The following is a 15,053-nucleotide window of genomic DNA, read 5'->3' on the forward strand; positions in this document are numbered from 1 at the left end:
ATGCGAGGTCAGGCCGTGGGGGTGAGCTGCGGCGGTAACCGGACTGCATCGTCCGGTTGTAACCGTAGCCCCACCCCCGGCATGTGTCGAGTGGGCGGGGTCGATTACGACCGGAATACCGGACGACGTCGTCCGGTTGCTACCGTACTGCTATGGCCAACACGCGTCGACCCAACAGAGGCCCCAGCGCCGCCGCCGAGAACCGCGCGGCGCTGATCGCGGCGGCCCGAGATTTGTTCGCCACCGACGGCTTCGACGCGCCCCTCACCTCGATCGCGCGGGCGGCCGGCGTCGGCCAGGGCAGCCTCTACCGGCACTTCCCCGACCGCGTGAGCCTCGCGCTGGCCGTGTTCGACGACGGCATCAGGGCGCTGGAGGAGCTGGCCACCGACCCGGCCGCCACGCTCGACGACGTGCTGGCGCTGACGACCGAGCAGGCCATCGCCTCGACGGCGTTCATCGCGATGGTCAGCGCCACCGATCCGCGCATCATGCGCCTGCGCTACCAGGTGGAGGCGCTGCTGGAGGGCCCGCTGGCGCGGGCGCGGGAGGCCGGCCGCGTACGCGAGCACGTCACCGCCGAGGACCTGGTGACGGCCCTGGGCATGATCGCGGGCCTGCTCGCCAAGATACCGGCTGGCCTCCGGCGCGAGACCGCCGACCGCGCGTGGCTGCTGCTCCGCAAGGGCCTGGAGCCCTGATCGGTCCGGTGCTCGCGGGCGGTCAGGGGCGGGGGAGCAGGGCGTCCAGCAGGAGCTCGGCCAACCGGCCGGCGGGGCGGTCGCCGTCGCCGTCGCCGTCGCCGTCGCCGTCGCTGTTGCGGGCGTGGGCGTGGGCGTGGGCGCGGTCGCTGTCGCTGTTGCGGCCGTGGGCGCGGGCGTGGCGCTCCATGGCGAGCGCCCCCGCCAGCAGGGCCCGCAGGTCGGAGACGTCGACGTCGGCGCGGACGGTGCCGGCGCGCTGGGCGGCGCCGAGCAGGGAGCCCAAGGACTCCCACACGTCGCGCTGTACACCGTCGGAAGACTTGACCGGCGATCCGGCGGCCTCCAGGGCGTCGCACAGCGCCTTGTTGAGCATCGCCTGATCGATCATCCGGCCCAGGAGCGCGAAGAACTCCTCGCCGGGCCGCTCGGCCGCCGAGAGCGTGCGGGCATCGTCGGCGAACTGCCCGATCCGCTCGTGGATCACGGCCTCGAACAGCGCCTCCTTGGACGGGAAGTGCCGGTAGATCGTGCCGGCGCCGACGCCCGCGCGCCGGGCGATCTCGTCCAGCGGCACCGCCATGCCCTCCGCCGAGAACGCGGCCTCGGCCGCTTGCAGCACCCGGGCGCGGTTGCGGCGGGCGTCGGCGCGCAGCGGCTTGTCCGGCGTCATCGATGGCTCCCTTCTAGACAAACGGGGCGCGCGTTCCGTATCGTCCGAACATGAAACGGGGCGTGCGTTCCGATTCTATTCCGTCTCTCCGAGGGGATTCACCCGTGTCCGAGAACCTTCAGGCGATCGTCGAGCACCTGCGCCAGGCCCTGGCGAGCAAGGACGCCGAGGCCTTCACCGACGTGTTCGCCGACGACGGCGTCTATGAGCTGCGGTTCGGCATGCCGGGGCGGCCGCGCCGGTTCGAAGGCGTACACGTCATCCGTGAGCACATGAAACAGGGCGCCTCCGGCGGGATCGCGCGGCTGCTGAGCTTCGACGACGTCCATGCCACCGTCTACGAGACCACCGACCCGGAGGTGGTCGTCGTCGAGTTCGAGCCGGAGGGAAGCGCCGGCGGCGCGCCGTTCCGGTTCGCCTCCTCCCTCGGCGTCATCCGCGTCCGCGACGGCGCCGTGGTCTCCTACCTCGACTATCCCAACGCCGTGGGCGCCGCCGAGGCCGCCGGCATGCTGCCCGAGCTGGCGGCCGTGCTCGCGCCCGCACGGCCCGGGAGCGCCAAGGAGGTCGCCGCGCGGCTGATCGAGGCCTCGGCGGCCGGTGACCACGACGCGATGCTCGCCCTGTACGCGCCGGACGTGGTCATCGAGATCCCGTTCGCCCCGCCGGGCGTGCCCACGCGCTCGGTCGGCAGCGACCTCCTGCGCGCCCGGGTCGCGGCGGTGAAGGGGCTGTGGCGATTCGACCGCGCGGACGGGGTCAACCTGCTGGAGACCGCGGACCCGGACGTGGTGGTGGCCGAGTTCACCCTGCACGGGTCCGTCACGGCCACCGGCAGGCCGTTCGCCTCCACGTACGTCATGATCGTGACGGTGCGGGACGGGCTCATCGTGCACTCGCGCGACTACGGCAACCCCATGGTCTCGGCCGAGCTGATGCGCGAGGTGGCCGGCGCCTGAGGGCTCCGGTCAGGGGGCGGTGAGCGCCTCGATCAGCTGCTTGGCGAACTCCTCGGGGGCGTCGGTGAAGCTGTGCCCGCCCGGGAACTCGTCCAGCCCGAGCCCGAGCCGCTCCGCCAGCACCGCGGCGGGCCGGTACGGCAGATGGCCCCTGGTCTCGCGCCCGGCGGCCAGGACCAGCCGGTCGGCGACGCGGCCGAGCGCGTCCAGGTCGGGGACATAGGACGTGAACTGCCGCAACTCATGCTCCATCATGATCGGCGCGTTGTTCATCAGCCGGGTCATCATCTCGGCGGCCCGGGGCGGCAGCGAGGCCGGGTCCGGCAGCGGGCGGAGGGTGCCGCCGATGCCCTCCATGAACCGGGCGGACGCGGCCGCGAGCCCCTCCTCGCGGAAGAGCCGGTGAACCTCCTCGACGAAGGCCAGCTGCGCGGGGGCGTCGGGGAGGACGGCGAAGCACGGCGGCTCGTGGGCGACCAGGCGGCGCACCCGCTCGGGGTGCCGGGCGAGCAGGTCGAGGCCGACGATGGCGCCGCTGCTGCCGCCGAAGACGTAGGCGGGCCGGTCGGGGGTGACGGCGTCGAGCAGCCGGCGGGCGTCCTCGCTCTGCACCTCGACCCGCTGGTCCACGGCCGGGCCGTCGAGCCGGCTGCGCGAGTAGCCGCGCGGGTCGAGGGCGATGAGCGTGAAGTGCTCGGCGAGCGGGCCGGCCAGTGCGTCGAAGATCGCCGCGTCACCGCCGCCGCCCGGCAGCAGCAGGAGCGCGGGTCCGCCGCCGCTGACCTCGTAGTAAAGCCTGGCGCCTGGTGCGTCCAGCGTGGCCATGATGATCCCCTTTCGGTCGTTCCTAGGAATATTAGCCTACTTCCTAGGAACTCTAGGTTTGGTGGGCGCGCGAAACGGGATACCGGGCGTCTGGACGTACCGAGGGGGCTAGTGAGGGGTGAAGGGGAGGTAGACGGTGCGGGCGTCCTTGCGCGCCTGCCGTGCCGCCGGGATGCGGGCGGTGGTGGTGGCGGGGAGCAGTCGCGCCGCCTCGTCCCAGGGAAAGAAGCCGAAGTCGTCGAGCTCCGAGACCTGCAGGACGATCTGGCCCGGGTCCGTGACGGTGCCGCCGTCGAACACGAAGTTGACCATGCTCTGCGGCCTGTCGCCCATCGGCAGCACCCAGTCGACCACCAGGAGCCCGGTCACCGCCACGCGCAGCCCGAGCTCCTCGTCGACCTCGCGGACGGCGCACTCGTGGGGGTGCTCGTCGGCCTCCATGATGCCGCCGGGGATCGCCCAGTAGGGCCGGTAGTTGGGCTTGACCATGAGGACCCGGTCCTCGGCATCGGTGAGCAGCACGCACGCCGAGGCGTAGAAGGCCGGAAGCGTCGCATACCACTCCGCCGGCTCCAGGAACGACTTGCTCATCCGTCCACGCTACCCGTTGCGCCCCCGAGATCCCGGTAGCGCCGGGCCGTCTCTCAGCGCGCCGGCCCGGCCGCCACGCCGGCCGCGCGCTCGGGGCGCCCTTTCCCCGATCAGGATCGCGGTGGCCGCCCCCGTCCCGGCATTGACTCTCCGGCAACGACAGCATCAGGGCGCCGGGGGAGGACGCGAGCACCTCGGCGGGCAGGTGGTCGTGGAACCCGCCGCCGGCCTGCCCGCGCCGGACGACGGCGACGGCGTCGCGCCGCGCCGGGTCCGTCGGCTCCGCGAACCAGGCGTCGCCGAAGCACTGGCGCACTCATCGTTTCCGTCTCCGCGACATTCACCCCGAGCTGCGGCTCCGGCTCGACGAACGCCCCAATTCCTCAGTGTCAAGGGCGGGTGGCTGACCGCCTGGGGCCGGACCCGCTTCTTAAAGAGACTCAAGGGCCGCCGGGCCCGGGTGGGTGGGGCCCGGCGGGTTCGAAACCTGTGTGGAGATACGGCGGGCAAAAGTTGTGGTGTACGGCTTTTGTGGCATTTTGGGCTAAATGTAACTCCCGTGTTCTCAATGGCTGCCCACACTGGAGAGGCAGCCGGGGTGCGAGCCCGGGGCTGCGTTCGAGCCGTGGCGGGTTCGCCCGCCTCGGCACTCCGAACTCGGGGGGATCACAGTGAAACGAGTGCTTCTCGCGGCGGCGCTGGCGCTGGCCGCCGGTGCCACTGGTACCGCCGGCGCAGCTGTCCACACGCGTACGCCGGTGCCGTCGCCGGAGGAAACAACCTCCATGCCGGAGATGTCGCCCTCAACCCCGGAGATGTCGCCGTCTTCGCCAGAGATGTCGCCCTCTCCTCCGGAAATGTCGCCCTCGCCGACCGCCACCGTCAGCCCGTCCGGACCCGGTTGCTCCGCGATCGAGGGCAACCTGGCCGAGGTCTCGGACCAGCCGGTCGGCACCGCCCTCTCCCAGCTCTCCGAGCTCTCCAAGCTGTCGGAGGCGGTGAAGAAGGCCGGGCTCGAGGAGAAGCTGGACTCCGCCACGGACATCACGGTGTTCGCGCCGGACAACAAGGCGTTCGACGCGATCCCGAAGGAGGCCCAGGACAAGCTGATGGCCAACAAGGAAGCGCTGACCAAGCTGCTGTCCTACCACGTGGTGACGGGTAAGAAGGCGCCGTCCGACCTGGTCGAGGGCGCCACGCTCAAGACCATGCAGGGCGGCTCCCTGACCGTGAAGGGCTCCGGGGACAACCTCACCGTCAACGACGCCAAGATCGTCTGCGGCGGCGTGATGACGAGCAACGCCACCGTCTACATCGTCGACAAGATCCTGCTGCCCCACTGACGGGATCTGACCTATCGGGGAGCGCGGTCACCACGGCCGCGCTCCCCGCCGGCTCCCACCACAGCCCATCGAGGCACCCGCCCGGTCGCGCCCGGGTGCCGCGCGGGCTGCCGATGCGTGCGAGCCCCAGGCGGTGCGCCCATCGAGGCGGTTGAGCGATCGCTTAAATCGGTCTATGGTCTGATTAAGCAGTCGCTCAAAAGGGATGTCGGGGGTGCGGGTCGTGCCTGCTGCGGTCGTGGTCGGCGGGGGGATCGGAGGGCTGGCGGCGGCGGTCGCGCTGCACCGGATCGGGTGGCAGGTGACGGTGCTGGAGCGGGCCGGCGAGTTCGGTGAGATCGGGGCGGGGCTGGCGCTCTGGCCGAACGCCACGCGTGCCCTCGCCGCGTTGGGCCTGGCCGAGCAGGTACGGGCGATCGCCGGGGTGGAGACCGTGGGCGGGGTGCGGGACCGGGCCGGGCGATGGCTGTCCAGGACGGACAACGCCGACGTCGCGCGGCGGCACGGCTGGCCGCTGCTCATGGTGCACCGGGCCGAGCTGGTACGGCTGCTCGTGGCCGCCCTGCCGTCGCACGTGCTGCGACCAGGCATCGAGGTCCGGGCCGTCCGGGCGGACGGCGACGGGTCGATGGTCGAGCATCAGATCGGGCAGGTGCGAGCGGATCTGGTGGTGGGAGCCGACGGGATCCGCAGCCGGATGCGGGGGCAGGGGTGGCCGGAGGCGAGGGCGCCCCGGTATGCCGGGTGCACGGCGTGGCGGATGGTGACCGAGCCGCTGGGCGGGCGAGGCGCCGAAGGGGCGCTGTTCTGGGGGCGAGGGGAGCGCATCGGGTTCGCCGCGCTGCCGGGCGGGCGGTTCTACTGCTTCGCGGCGGCCCGGGTGCCCCAAGGCGGTGAGGAGGACGCGTACGCCGGGCTCATGCGCAGGTTCGGCGGCTGGCCCGATCCCGTGCCCGAGATGCTGGCGGCCGTTCCCGAGGGCGCCGTGCTCCGGCACGACGTGTACACGACGCCGCCGCTGGCCACGTACGTACGGGGGAGGGTGGCGCTGCTGGGGGACGCGGCGCACGCGATGGACCCGACGCTGGGGCAGGGGGCGGGCACGGCGCTGGAGGACGCGGTCACGCTGGCCGCCTGCCTGCGTTCGGACCCGGACGTGGACGCGGCGCTCGCGTGGTACGACCGGGCGCGGCGGCCCCGTACCCAGGCGATCGTGCGCCGGTCGGCCCGGCTGGGGACGGCGTCCCTGATGGCGTGGCGGCCGGCGGCGTGGTCACGGAACCTCGCCGCCCGCCTGGTGCCGCCCGGTCTGCTGCTGCGGTCGATGGATCCCGTCCTGGGATGGACGCCGCCTGAGCCGGCGGAACGGGGTGCCGAAGCGGTGCCTGGGCTCGGTGGAAGGCCGGGGAGCGATGCCTGACTGGACGTACCAGCCGCTGCGGGGGATCGCGGGGGCGCTGCTGGGCGTACGGCGGTCGCGGCGGATGGCGCTGCGGACGCTGGCCTGGACGGGGTCGCTGCCCGGCGGCGGTCGCGCGGTCGCGCGGCTGCTCGGGCACCGGCACCGGCACCCGCCCGCGCACCTGTCGGGCACCGTGGGCGGGGTGGCGGTGCACAGCCGGCTGGGCGCGGCGGTGCCGCCGGAGGTGGCCCGGGACGCCGTACGCGCGCTGCCGCCGCTCGGGGCGGGGCTCATCCTGGTGGAGCCGGTCGGGCTCGCGGACGTGCCGCTGGTACGGGAAGCGGCGGCGGCCAGGCGGGTTCCGCTGCTGGTCCGCACGGAGGACCCGGCCGTGGCCGCCGCCCTGGCGGCACACGTGGACGCGATCCTGTCGACGGACGACGAGAAGCAGCACCAGCCGAAGCACGACGTGACGCAGACCGTCCCAGCGCACGCCACGGAGCAGGGCGCATCCGAGCGCCACGTGGGGGAGTGCGTGCACGGGCGTGGCGCGTCGGCGGGACGGTCGGCGTGCGGTGGGGGCATCGTGCGGCCCGCTTCGCCAGCCGTCCGCGCGGCGTGCGGCGGGGACATCGTGCGGCCCGCTTCGCCTGGTGTCCGCGCGGCGGCCCGTATTCTCGCCGATCCCACCACAATCGTGCTCGCCACGCCGGCGCTGCTGATCGAGGCCGGGCCCGGGTGGTTCGGGCGGGTGATGGAGGCGGCGACCCCCACCGCGCCAGCCCCCTCCCTGCGGGCCGCCGGTCGCGACCCCCGCCGGTGGCCCGCCTGGTGGTGGGGGCTGGTGACCGGCGCCGTCATCGCGGTCGCCGGGCTCGTGGCCGCGGCGGTCGCGCTCGGGCCAGTGCTGCTCTGGTACGACCGCGCCTTCCTCGACATGGACCAGGAGGCGTTACACGCGGTCAACCACCACCTGGTCCACTTCCTACGCCATGACCGGATCACGCTGGCGGGCACCATGGTGGCCGTCGGCGTCCTCTACATCGGACTCACCGCCGGGGGCATGCGCCGCGGATGGCCGTGGGCGCGCGAGGCGTACCTGGTCTCCGGAGCGGTCGGGTTCGCCGCCGTGCCCTACCTCTTCACCCACGGGTACGTGGAGCCGCTGCACACGGCGCTGGCCGTCGCGCTCCTGCCCATGTTCCTGGCCGCGGCCCGGCGGCCCCTGGAGCGCCCTCGCTGGATTTCCCGCCCGGACGGACCCGAACGCGAACGCCGCCGGGCGCTCACCGGCCAGCTCCTCATGGTGATCACCGGGATGGGGCTGTTCGTCGGCGGCGTGGCCGTGTCGGCCGTCGGTCTCGGCGGCGTCTTCGTCCCGAGCGACCTGGAGTACCTCGGAACCGGGCCGGACACGTTGCGGGCGGCCGGGACGCGGCTGCTGCCGTTCATCGCCCACGACAGGGCCGGGTTCGGCGGGGCGCTGCTGGCCGCCGCGGCGGCGATCACCCTGCTGAGCGCCTGGGGATGGCGGCGCGGTGAGTCGTGGGTGTGGTGGACGCTGACGCTAGCGGCCGTCGCCGGGTTCGTGCCCGCCGTCGTCACCCACCTGGCCATCGGGTACGTCGATCTGTGGCACCTCGCGCCGGTCCTGTTCGGGATGGCCCTCACCGCGATCGCCCTGACGCTCTCCCGCCCGTACCTGTGCTCCGCATAGACCGCTGCGTCACGGAGAATGGACGGCCGAGGCCGAGGCCGAGAAGAGCAGGGTGGAGAGCGACGGCAAGCCGGGCGGGGAGGTCGCGGAGTTTCTCGCCGCCGACGAGACGCACGGGCCGGAAGAGCTCGCCGACGTGCTCGAGGTGGTCCGCGCGCCGGCCGCGGCTCCGCGACAGGACGCCGCCGCCTCCCTGACCCCCGTTCACTACCCTGACGTGTACGTTTCCCAGACCATCTCGGGCGTGAAGCGGTTGTCGCTGCAATCCTTGAGTCTGAGGAACTCCGGATTTCCCGTCGTGCTCTTGCTCAGACACATAGGGTGCGCCGGGGCGTTCGCGCGGGAGCGGAAGGCGTACTTGTGGGGGCCCATCGGAATGGCCATCCAGACGGTGTTGCTACTGCACGGCCCCAGACCCGCCGCGGTGCCCCCGCCGTCCTGCATGCGCCCGCCGCCGAACAGGATGCACCGTCCCGTCAGTTTGTTCTCCAGTTTGACCTCGCCGATTTTTCCGGTGCTGGGAAACCTCACCTTCCATAGCTGCGAATCCTTGGCGAACGTGCTCGCGTTCAACCGGACCAATCCAGTGATCTTGCCATCGGGGGCCCATTGCACGTCCATGGCGCGAAGGGCGAAGGGAGCAGTCTTGTCCTTCGTGGTGCCCCGCAGATGGAACCATCCGGCGGGCATGGCGTTGGCGGGCGTCGCCGTGAGGGGAACGAGTCCTGCCGCCAGAATCGTGGCACCGATCAGAGCGGTGAATGTTGCGCGACGCACGGGAGTCTCCTCGCACCAGTGGTCCAGCGGGGGCACGCCTTTGTATGGCGGATTGCTTTCATGCGGACTGGGCGGCTTGCGATCTGACTTCCGAGACCGATGCCGCCGGCCGTCAATGACAGGTTCAGTAGACGGCGCAGCCGACACGGACCGCGACCTTGGGCGACCAGCGGCCCGAGGTGACGTCCTGGGCGCGGGCGTAGGCGTTGGCGGGCTTGCCCGGGGCCGAGCAGTCGAACTTGCCGGTCTGCATGCCCCAGCTGCCACCGGGGTACGCGCCGTTCTGGGCGGCTTTGACCGTGCCGCTCCAGAAGAGCTTGCCGGTGTTGTAGTAGATGAACAGTCTCACCTGGCCGACGTTGTAGTGGCTGCCGTTCAGTTTCAGCCGCTCGATGTCATCGGTCGAGGTGGTGGTGGCGGTGCCGTCGCCGTTGTCCTGCGGCCCGAGGCGGTATGTGGTGATCCACAGCTTGGCCGTGACCCTGCGATCGGCGGCCTCGGCGTTGTCCCGCAGCGCCTCGTTGCGGCTTTTCTGGTTGACACAGACGTCGTCACCGGCGAAGGCTTCCCGCCACACCATCCCCTTCACACAGGTGTGCGGGCCGTACGCGCCCGGTATCCAGTTCATGTACTTGAGCCGGTTCTCCAGCGCGGTCCGGTCGCGAACCTTCGGGGTCACACAGACCCGGTCGGTGGGACGCGCCTCCCGCCACACGTAGCCGACCAGGCAGGTGTCCGGGTCCGGTGCGGTGGACGCGGGCGCCAAGGCGATGGTCAGACCGGCGGCCGCCAGCGCGGCCGTGCCGAAGGTGACGTACTTCATGATCTTCTCCTTGGGTCAGCAGTGCTTGCTCAGGGACACGTGCTCGACCAGGTCGAACAGGTCGGAATCGAACCGGCCACTGGCGAGCCAGCGGTACCTACGGAACTGGACGGGCAGATTCTTGACGAACTTCGTGCTGCTACTTCCGGCCACCCGTATCTCACCGAGCACGGCACGGTCCTCATCGAGCAGCCGCGCCCACATCAGCCAGACGTCATCGCCGTCCACGCTGAACACCGTGGCGTCCAGCCGCGCGGTGCCGTTCGAGTACAGCGTCCACGTCGCGCCGGGGGAGATCTCGCAGTCGCCCGCCCTCATGGGGCGGTTCCAGGTGAACGTCTTCTCGTCGAGGGTGGCGGCGCTCGCCCTTTCGGTGGTCGGTAACGCGAGGCCGAGGGTGAGGGCGATCGCGGCTACGGCCGTGCCAATCGTTCTGCGTGCGCTTCTCATGAAACGTTCCTTTCCGTGGGTTTCTGCGGGGAGATCAGGTTGAGCTCGGGGCGGACTGCGGGCGTGCGTGGGTGCCAGTCCGGCTCTGAACGCCGCGGTCCTGCGGAGTCAGCGGCTGCTGAGCGCGGTACGAGGCCCGTACCAGCCGATGGCGGCGACGAGCGACCTGCATGCCGGCCGAGATGGTGATCTGGGTGCCGACGATCGCCAGGTGATCGTGGCGGCACCTGTGGCCCGGCGGGTTTCGTTCACGGAGAGTTCTCTTCGAGGATCTGGTAGCCGTGGCGGGCGGCCACCTCTGTGAGCCGGGCGGGGTCGGGTGGGCCGGCGCCGAGGGCGGCGACGTCGGCGGCGAAGCGCTCGAACCCGGTCGGCCAGGTCAGCTGGAGGAGTCGCAGGGGGTGGTCCTGGCGGTTGGCGAAGGCGTGGGGCCGCCCGCGGGGCAGCAGGACGAAGGCACCGGGGCCGGCCGGCCACGTCCTGTCGCCGCAGGAGACCTGCATGGTTCCCGACAGCACGTAGAAGGCCTCATCGTCGTGTTGGTGAAGGTGCAGGGGAGTGGCGAAGCCGGGCGGGCACTCCTGCTCCATGAGGGTCAGGGTCCCGCCGGTTTCCCGTTCACCCACCTTCACCGTCATGGTGGTGCCGAGGAACAGATGGACGGTGCCGGAGCCGGCGGGCAGGTGCAACGCGCTCATGGCCGCTCCTGGAACGTGTAGAGCCGGATCTCGATGCCGTCGGGGTCGGTGATGCCGCTGATCAGCCACCCCACGCTGCCCTCGGCAATCCCGGAGTGCGCCACGCCCAGCGCCTCAAGGCGGTCGGACCAGGCGTGTAACAGATGAAGGGTCGGCACGCCGAGCGCGACCGGGTCGAATCCGCTCAGGGCGGCGGCTCGCTCGGGCTCCTCGCGGAGCGCGAGCATGAGGCTCTGGCCGGCGTCGCGCAAGGCGGCGCCGCGCAGCGTGCCGTCCTCGACGAATTCGATCGCCACCTCAAGGCCGAGCACGCGCCTGTACCACTCCAGACTCTTGTGGATGTCGGAGACGGGGAGCTTGACGTGGTGGAACCCACTGAGCGCGGTCATGAACCACTCCTCGTTTTTGTAGTGAGACTATAGAGTGACACTATAAAGTGGTACTCTAAATCAATGCCTGACGTCAAGAACCCCAAAGGGCGCTCCGCGCAGACCAAAGGCCGCATCGTGCGGGCGGCGTACGAGCTGTTCGTGGTGCGGGGATATGCCGGGACGACCTTCCAGCAGGTCGCCGATACGGCCGAGGTGTCGGTGCAGACCGTGTACTTCCACTACGGGAGCAAGAGTCAGCTGCTCAAGCACGTGGTCGATGCAGCGTCCGCCGGAGACGACGAGCCCGTGCCGCTCCTGGACCGGCCCTGGTTCGCGGCCCTGCAGGCGGAGCGGGACCCGGTGGCGGTCGTCAGGGGGTGGACCCACGCGAGCGGCATCATCCTCGATCGGGTCGCCCCCGTGCTGGCGGTCGTCCGTGACGCGGCAGCCGTCGATGCCGACATGGCGGCCCAATGGGCGGCCAACAGCGAGCAGCGGCAGACCGCGCACGGGGCGTTCGTCGCCATCCTCTCCGGGCTGCGCGCCTTGCGGCCCCGCCTGACCAAACGGCGAGCCACCGACATCACCGTCGGGCTGCTGTCTCCGGACCTGTTTCTCGTGATGATCCGCGAATGCGGATGGACGACAGGGCAGTGGGAGAGCTGGGCCGCGGACCAACTGGCGCACGCCCTGCTGCCGCACTGACGATCAGGGACCGTTCCCGCCGCCAGGACGCTCTCGTGGGCGGCGGTGGTCTCCACCCCAGGAGAACCACGGTTGCGAGCCGCCCGATACGAGAGGCTCAAGAAGCGTGGGTCAGCGGTGCGACTCCACGTGCTCAAGGAGGCGTTTGAGCAGCCCGTCCAGCGTCTCCTGCTCCTGCGCGTCCAGCACATAGACCATCTCCGCCTCCACCTCCCCCCGAATCCGCATAGCCTCCAGCCACAGCTCATGGCCTTTGTCGGTCAGCTCCACGTCCACCCGCCGCCGGTCCTCCGCGCTGCGCAGCCGCCGTACCAGCCCGGACTTCTCCAGCGTGTCCAGCCGCCCGGTCATCCCGGCGGGCGAGAGCATCAGCTCGGCCGCCAGCTCGGACGGCGTCGCGGCCCCGCCGTGGGCGACGAGCCGGTGCAGCGTCTCGAACTCGAAGTCCTGCATCCCCACCTGCGCCAGCGCCGCCTCCTTCGTCTGGCGCAGGTGCTTGACGAGGAACTGCATCCGCGTCACGACCGCCTCGACCCGCTCGTCGTACGGCGCCTTGCCCCGCCAGCGGGCGAGATGGCGATCCACTGAGTCCACAGGGAGCAACGATACGCCGACGAGTATTTTGTTGACGAAATATTAGCTGGCGAAATACTCTGGCGGACCATGAGACTGCTGATCGGCCGGGCCGTGTCCGCCCTGGCCACCGCGTTGATCCCGACCACGATCACCCTCGCCGTGCTGCGCGCCACCAGTGACGCCGGGGCCGTCGGCACGGTGCTGGCGTGTGAGGCGATTCCGCTGCTGGTGTTCCTGCCGGTGGGCGGGGTGGTGGCCGACAGGGTCAGACCCGAGCGATTGGCGCTGGTCACCGACCTGGCGCGCGGCCTGACGCAGGCCGCCATCGCGATCGAGCTGCTGACCGGTGCCGCCGGCGTGCCTCACCTGGCCCTGCTGGCCGTGCTGGCGGGAGTCGCGGTCGCGTTCGGGCTGCCGGCGGGACCGCGGCTGGTGGCGGCCTCGGTGCCGGGGCCGGAGCGGCTGCGTGTGAACGCCCGGCTCGGCGTCGCGACCAGCCTGGCCGCCGTGCTGGCTCCCGCCCTGGCGGGCGGCGTGGTGCTGCTGGCCGGTCCCGGCTGGGCGGCGCTGCTCACGGCGGCGCTGTTCGCCTGCTCGGCGCTCACCCTGGGCGGAGTACGTACGGCCAAGCGCCCCAGCGCCCAGAACACCACGTTCCTCAAGGACCTGAGAGAGGGATGGGGCGAAGTACGGCGGCGGCCGTGGTTCCTGGCGGCGGTCCTGGCCCACGGCGTGTGGCACTTCATGGCCGGGCTGTTCCTCACGCTCGGCCCGCTGGCGGCGGTCAAGGAGCTGGGCGGTGAGGCCAGCTGGGTGCTGATCGTGCAGAGCGGCACCGTGGGGCTGGTCGCGGGGGTGTTCTCGGCGCCGAGGCTGCCCATCCGGCGGCCGCTGGTGGCCGTGCAGGTGGGCGCGGCGCTGTACGTGCTGCCGATGGCGGCCCTGGCGCTGCCGGCGAGCGCGTGGGTGATCGCGGGGGCGTACTTCGTGGCGATGTTCGGGCTCGGCGTGCTCAGCCCGCTGTGGGAGACCGTGGTCGCCGAGGAGATCCCCGAGGCCGCGCTGGGCCGGGTGCGGTCGTTCGACCAGCTCATCTCGTTCGCGACGCGGCCGTTCGGGCTGGCCATGGCGGCGCCGCTGGCCGGGCTGGCCGGTGCGCGGGGGCTGCTGCTGACCGGCGCCGTAGCCGTCGCGGTCGCGAACCTGGCCGCGATCGCCACCTTCCCCCGCCGCCGCGGCCAGGCGGCGACCCCGGAGCATCCGAAGCGGGTAGCCACGTGACCGTTGGCCCTCCGCCGCGCCCCGCGATGGGAGGCGGGGTGAGCCGGCGCATGCCGTTCACCGAGTGATCAGGCGCATCCGCTGGATGTCGAGCCCGACGGGGGAGATCGTGGCCTGCAGGCCGTCCTCGGGCACGTGCCAGCGGCCGGGGAAGGCCTCGCGCAGCGCCCGGATCGCGACGGCCGCCTGGGTGGCGGCCAGTCGCAGGCCCAGGCAGACATGGATGCCCGTGCCGAAGGACAGGTGCGGGTTGGGATCGCGCGTGGCGTCGAACGCGTCGGGGGCGGCGAACACCACCGGGTCCCGGTTGGCGCGGCGGATCGAGGTCATCACCCGCGCCCCGGGCGGAAGCGTGACGCCGTCCACGTCCACCCGGGTGGTGGTGAAGCGTTCGGTGCCGCCCACCGGCGGCAGGTAGCGCAGCACCTCCTCCACCAGGCCGGGCGTCGGGGCCGCGGGGAAGCGTTCCAGGCACAGGACCGCGTGGTAGATCAGCCTGGTCGTCGTCTCGTGGCCCATGACGATGAGCGTGGTGACCAGATCGAACAGTTCGCTCTCGTCGAGCGCCGCCGCCAGGTCCGGGATCATGCCGCCCCTCGGCTTGGCGACCACCTCGCGGAGGCAGCTGCGTAGTTCGGCCAGGTCCTGGTGGAAGCGCGCCTGCCGTACGGGGTCCGCGGCGTTGGCGCCGGCGAACTCGGAAATCGTGACCGTCCAGCGGACGAAGTCGGATCCGCGTTCTGGTGAGATGCCGAGCAGCCCCGCGAGCGTGGCGACCGTCAGCGGTGAAGCGAACCCGTCCACCACCTCACCGGACCCCTCGGCCAGCAGCTTCCTGGCGGTCTCGGCGATGGAGGGCCGCAGGGCCGACACCGCGCGGGGAGTGAAGACCCTGGCCACCAGGCGGCGCAGCTCGTGATGGCGGGGCGGATCCAGCGACGGAAGGCTGCGCAGCACGGGATTGTCGTGGTGAGGGGCCGGATGTGCGCCGTGGGTCAGTTCATCGGAGGAGAAGGCGCCGTGGTCGCTGAGGATCCTGCGGACATCGGCGTGCCGGGAGGCCACCCACGCCTCGAACCGCTCATCGAACTCGACCGGGCCGGGCGCGGGTGGACGGGCGAAGATACGTTGCTTGACGGACATGCGCCCACGATGCGCGTA

The 15,053-nt window shown here is 71.6% G+C and carries 17 protein-coding genes; 7 read left to right on the forward strand and 10 right to left on the reverse strand.

Features of this window, described 5'->3' with window-relative positions; genetic code table 11:
* The first annotated feature begins 152 nt into the window (after positions 1-152).
* Positions 153-701 (forward strand): TetR family transcriptional regulator, encoded by a 549-nt coding sequence (locus tag ACFKCF_RS24080; protein ID WP_394496848.1) that lies wholly within the window; start codon positions 153-155, stop codon positions 699-701.
* 22 nt (positions 702-723) lie between these two features.
* On the opposite strand, the gene ACFKCF_RS24085 is transcribed toward ACFKCF_RS24080, so the two are convergent.
* Entirely contained in the window at positions 724-1,374 is a 651-nt protein-coding gene (locus ACFKCF_RS24085) for a TetR/AcrR family transcriptional regulator (protein ID WP_394496850.1), read from the reverse strand.
* 104 nt (positions 1,375-1,478) lie between these two features.
* Here ACFKCF_RS24085 and ACFKCF_RS24090 point away from each other — a divergent pair, with 104 nt between their 5' ends.
* Complete coding sequence (locus ACFKCF_RS24090) at positions 1,479-2,333, forward strand: nuclear transport factor 2 family protein (RefSeq protein WP_394496853.1); 855 nt, start codon at positions 1,479-1,481, stop codon at positions 2,331-2,333.
* Positions 2,334-2,342: 9 nt separating this feature from the next.
* Here ACFKCF_RS24090 and ACFKCF_RS24095 read toward each other — a convergent pair whose 3' ends face one another.
* Together ACFKCF_RS24095 and ACFKCF_RS24100 are read right to left on the reverse strand one after the other, a co-directional pair.
* Positions 2,343-3,158: an alpha/beta fold hydrolase gene (locus ACFKCF_RS24095; RefSeq protein ID WP_394496855.1), complete on the reverse strand. Its 816-nt coding sequence runs from the start codon at positions 3,156-3,158 to the stop codon at positions 2,343-2,345.
* A 108-nt stretch (positions 3,159-3,266) separates the two neighbouring features.
* Positions 3,267-3,749, reverse strand: a complete 483-nt coding sequence (locus ACFKCF_RS24100) for an NUDIX domain-containing protein (RefSeq protein WP_394496857.1) — start codon at positions 3,747-3,749, stop codon at positions 3,267-3,269.
* Between the two features lie 857 nt (positions 3,750-4,606).
* Here ACFKCF_RS24100 and ACFKCF_RS24105 point away from each other — a divergent pair.
* The 3 genes from ACFKCF_RS24105 to ACFKCF_RS24115 all read left to right on the forward strand — a co-directional run bounded on the left by ACFKCF_RS24105 (position 4,607) and on the right by ACFKCF_RS24115 (position 8,211).
* Positions 4,607-5,092 (forward strand): fasciclin domain-containing protein, encoded by a 486-nt coding sequence (locus ACFKCF_RS24105; protein ID WP_394496859.1) that lies wholly within the window; start codon positions 4,607-4,609, stop codon positions 5,090-5,092.
* 223 nt (positions 5,093-5,315) lie between these two features.
* Entirely contained in the window at positions 5,316-6,512 is a 1,197-nt protein-coding gene (locus ACFKCF_RS24110) for an FAD-dependent monooxygenase (RefSeq protein WP_394496861.1), read from the forward strand.
* Entirely contained in the window at positions 6,505-8,211 is a 1,707-nt protein-coding gene (locus ACFKCF_RS24115; protein ID WP_394496863.1) for a hypothetical protein, read from the forward strand. The genes ACFKCF_RS24110 and ACFKCF_RS24115 overlap by 8 nt, the downstream gene beginning before the upstream one ends.
* A 207-nt stretch (positions 8,212-8,418) precedes the next feature.
* Here the strand turns inward: ACFKCF_RS24115 and ACFKCF_RS24120 are convergent, their stop codons facing one another.
* The 5 genes from ACFKCF_RS24120 to ACFKCF_RS24140 all read right to left on the reverse strand — a co-directional run bounded on the left by ACFKCF_RS24120 (position 8,419) and on the right by ACFKCF_RS24140 (position 11,348).
* On the reverse strand, positions 8,419-8,988 hold the full coding sequence (locus ACFKCF_RS24120; protein WP_394496866.1) for a hypothetical protein: 570 nt from the start codon (positions 8,986-8,988) through the stop codon (positions 8,419-8,421).
* A 124-nt stretch (positions 8,989-9,112) separates the two neighbouring features.
* Entirely contained in the window at positions 9,113-9,811 is a 699-nt protein-coding gene (locus tag ACFKCF_RS24125; protein ID WP_394496868.1) for a hypothetical protein, read from the reverse strand.
* Between the two features lie 15 nt (positions 9,812-9,826).
* Positions 9,827-10,261, reverse strand: coding sequence for a DUF6294 family protein (locus tag ACFKCF_RS24130; RefSeq protein WP_394496869.1), 435 nt, complete (start codon positions 10,259-10,261; stop codon positions 9,827-9,829).
* 248 nt (positions 10,262-10,509) lie between these two features.
* Positions 10,510-10,959 carry a cupin domain-containing protein gene (locus tag ACFKCF_RS24135; RefSeq protein ID WP_394496870.1) on the reverse strand — a complete coding sequence of 150 codons (450 nt, stop codon included), beginning with the start codon at positions 10,957-10,959 and terminating at the stop codon, positions 10,510-10,512.
* On the reverse strand, positions 10,956-11,348 hold the full coding sequence (locus ACFKCF_RS24140) for a VOC family protein (RefSeq protein ID WP_394496872.1): 393 nt from the start codon (positions 11,346-11,348) through the stop codon (positions 10,956-10,958). The genes ACFKCF_RS24135 and ACFKCF_RS24140 overlap by 4 nt, the downstream gene beginning before the upstream one ends.
* Before the next feature lie 63 nt (positions 11,349-11,411).
* On the opposite strand from ACFKCF_RS24140, the gene ACFKCF_RS24145 reads away from it, so the two are divergent.
* A complete protein-coding gene (locus tag ACFKCF_RS24145) occupies positions 11,412-12,035 on the forward strand; it encodes a TetR/AcrR family transcriptional regulator (RefSeq protein ID WP_394496874.1) in 624 nt (207 codons plus the stop codon).
* A gap of 111 nt (positions 12,036-12,146) precedes the next feature.
* Here the strand turns inward: ACFKCF_RS24145 and ACFKCF_RS24150 are convergent, their stop codons facing one another.
* Entirely contained in the window at positions 12,147-12,629 is a 483-nt protein-coding gene (locus ACFKCF_RS24150; protein ID WP_394496876.1) for a MarR family winged helix-turn-helix transcriptional regulator, read from the reverse strand.
* Between the two features lie 69 nt (positions 12,630-12,698).
* On the opposite strand from ACFKCF_RS24150, the gene ACFKCF_RS24155 reads away from it, so the two are divergent.
* The gene (locus tag ACFKCF_RS24155) at positions 12,699-13,892 is read left to right on the forward strand and encodes an MFS transporter (protein WP_394496878.1); all 1,194 of its coding nucleotides are present in this window, start codon (positions 12,699-12,701) and stop codon (positions 13,890-13,892) included.
* A 57-nt stretch (positions 13,893-13,949) separates the two neighbouring features.
* Here the strand turns inward: ACFKCF_RS24155 and ACFKCF_RS24160 are convergent, their stop codons facing one another.
* Positions 13,950-15,035, reverse strand: coding sequence for a cytochrome P450 (locus ACFKCF_RS24160; RefSeq protein WP_394496880.1), 1,086 nt, complete (start codon positions 15,033-15,035; stop codon positions 13,950-13,952).
* Between the last annotated feature and the right edge of the window lie 18 nt (positions 15,036-15,053).

The sequence above is a fragment of the Nonomuraea sp. JJY05 genome (genome assembly GCF_043496855.1).
Lineage (GTDB): Bacteria > Actinomycetota > Actinomycetes > Streptosporangiales > Streptosporangiaceae > Nonomuraea.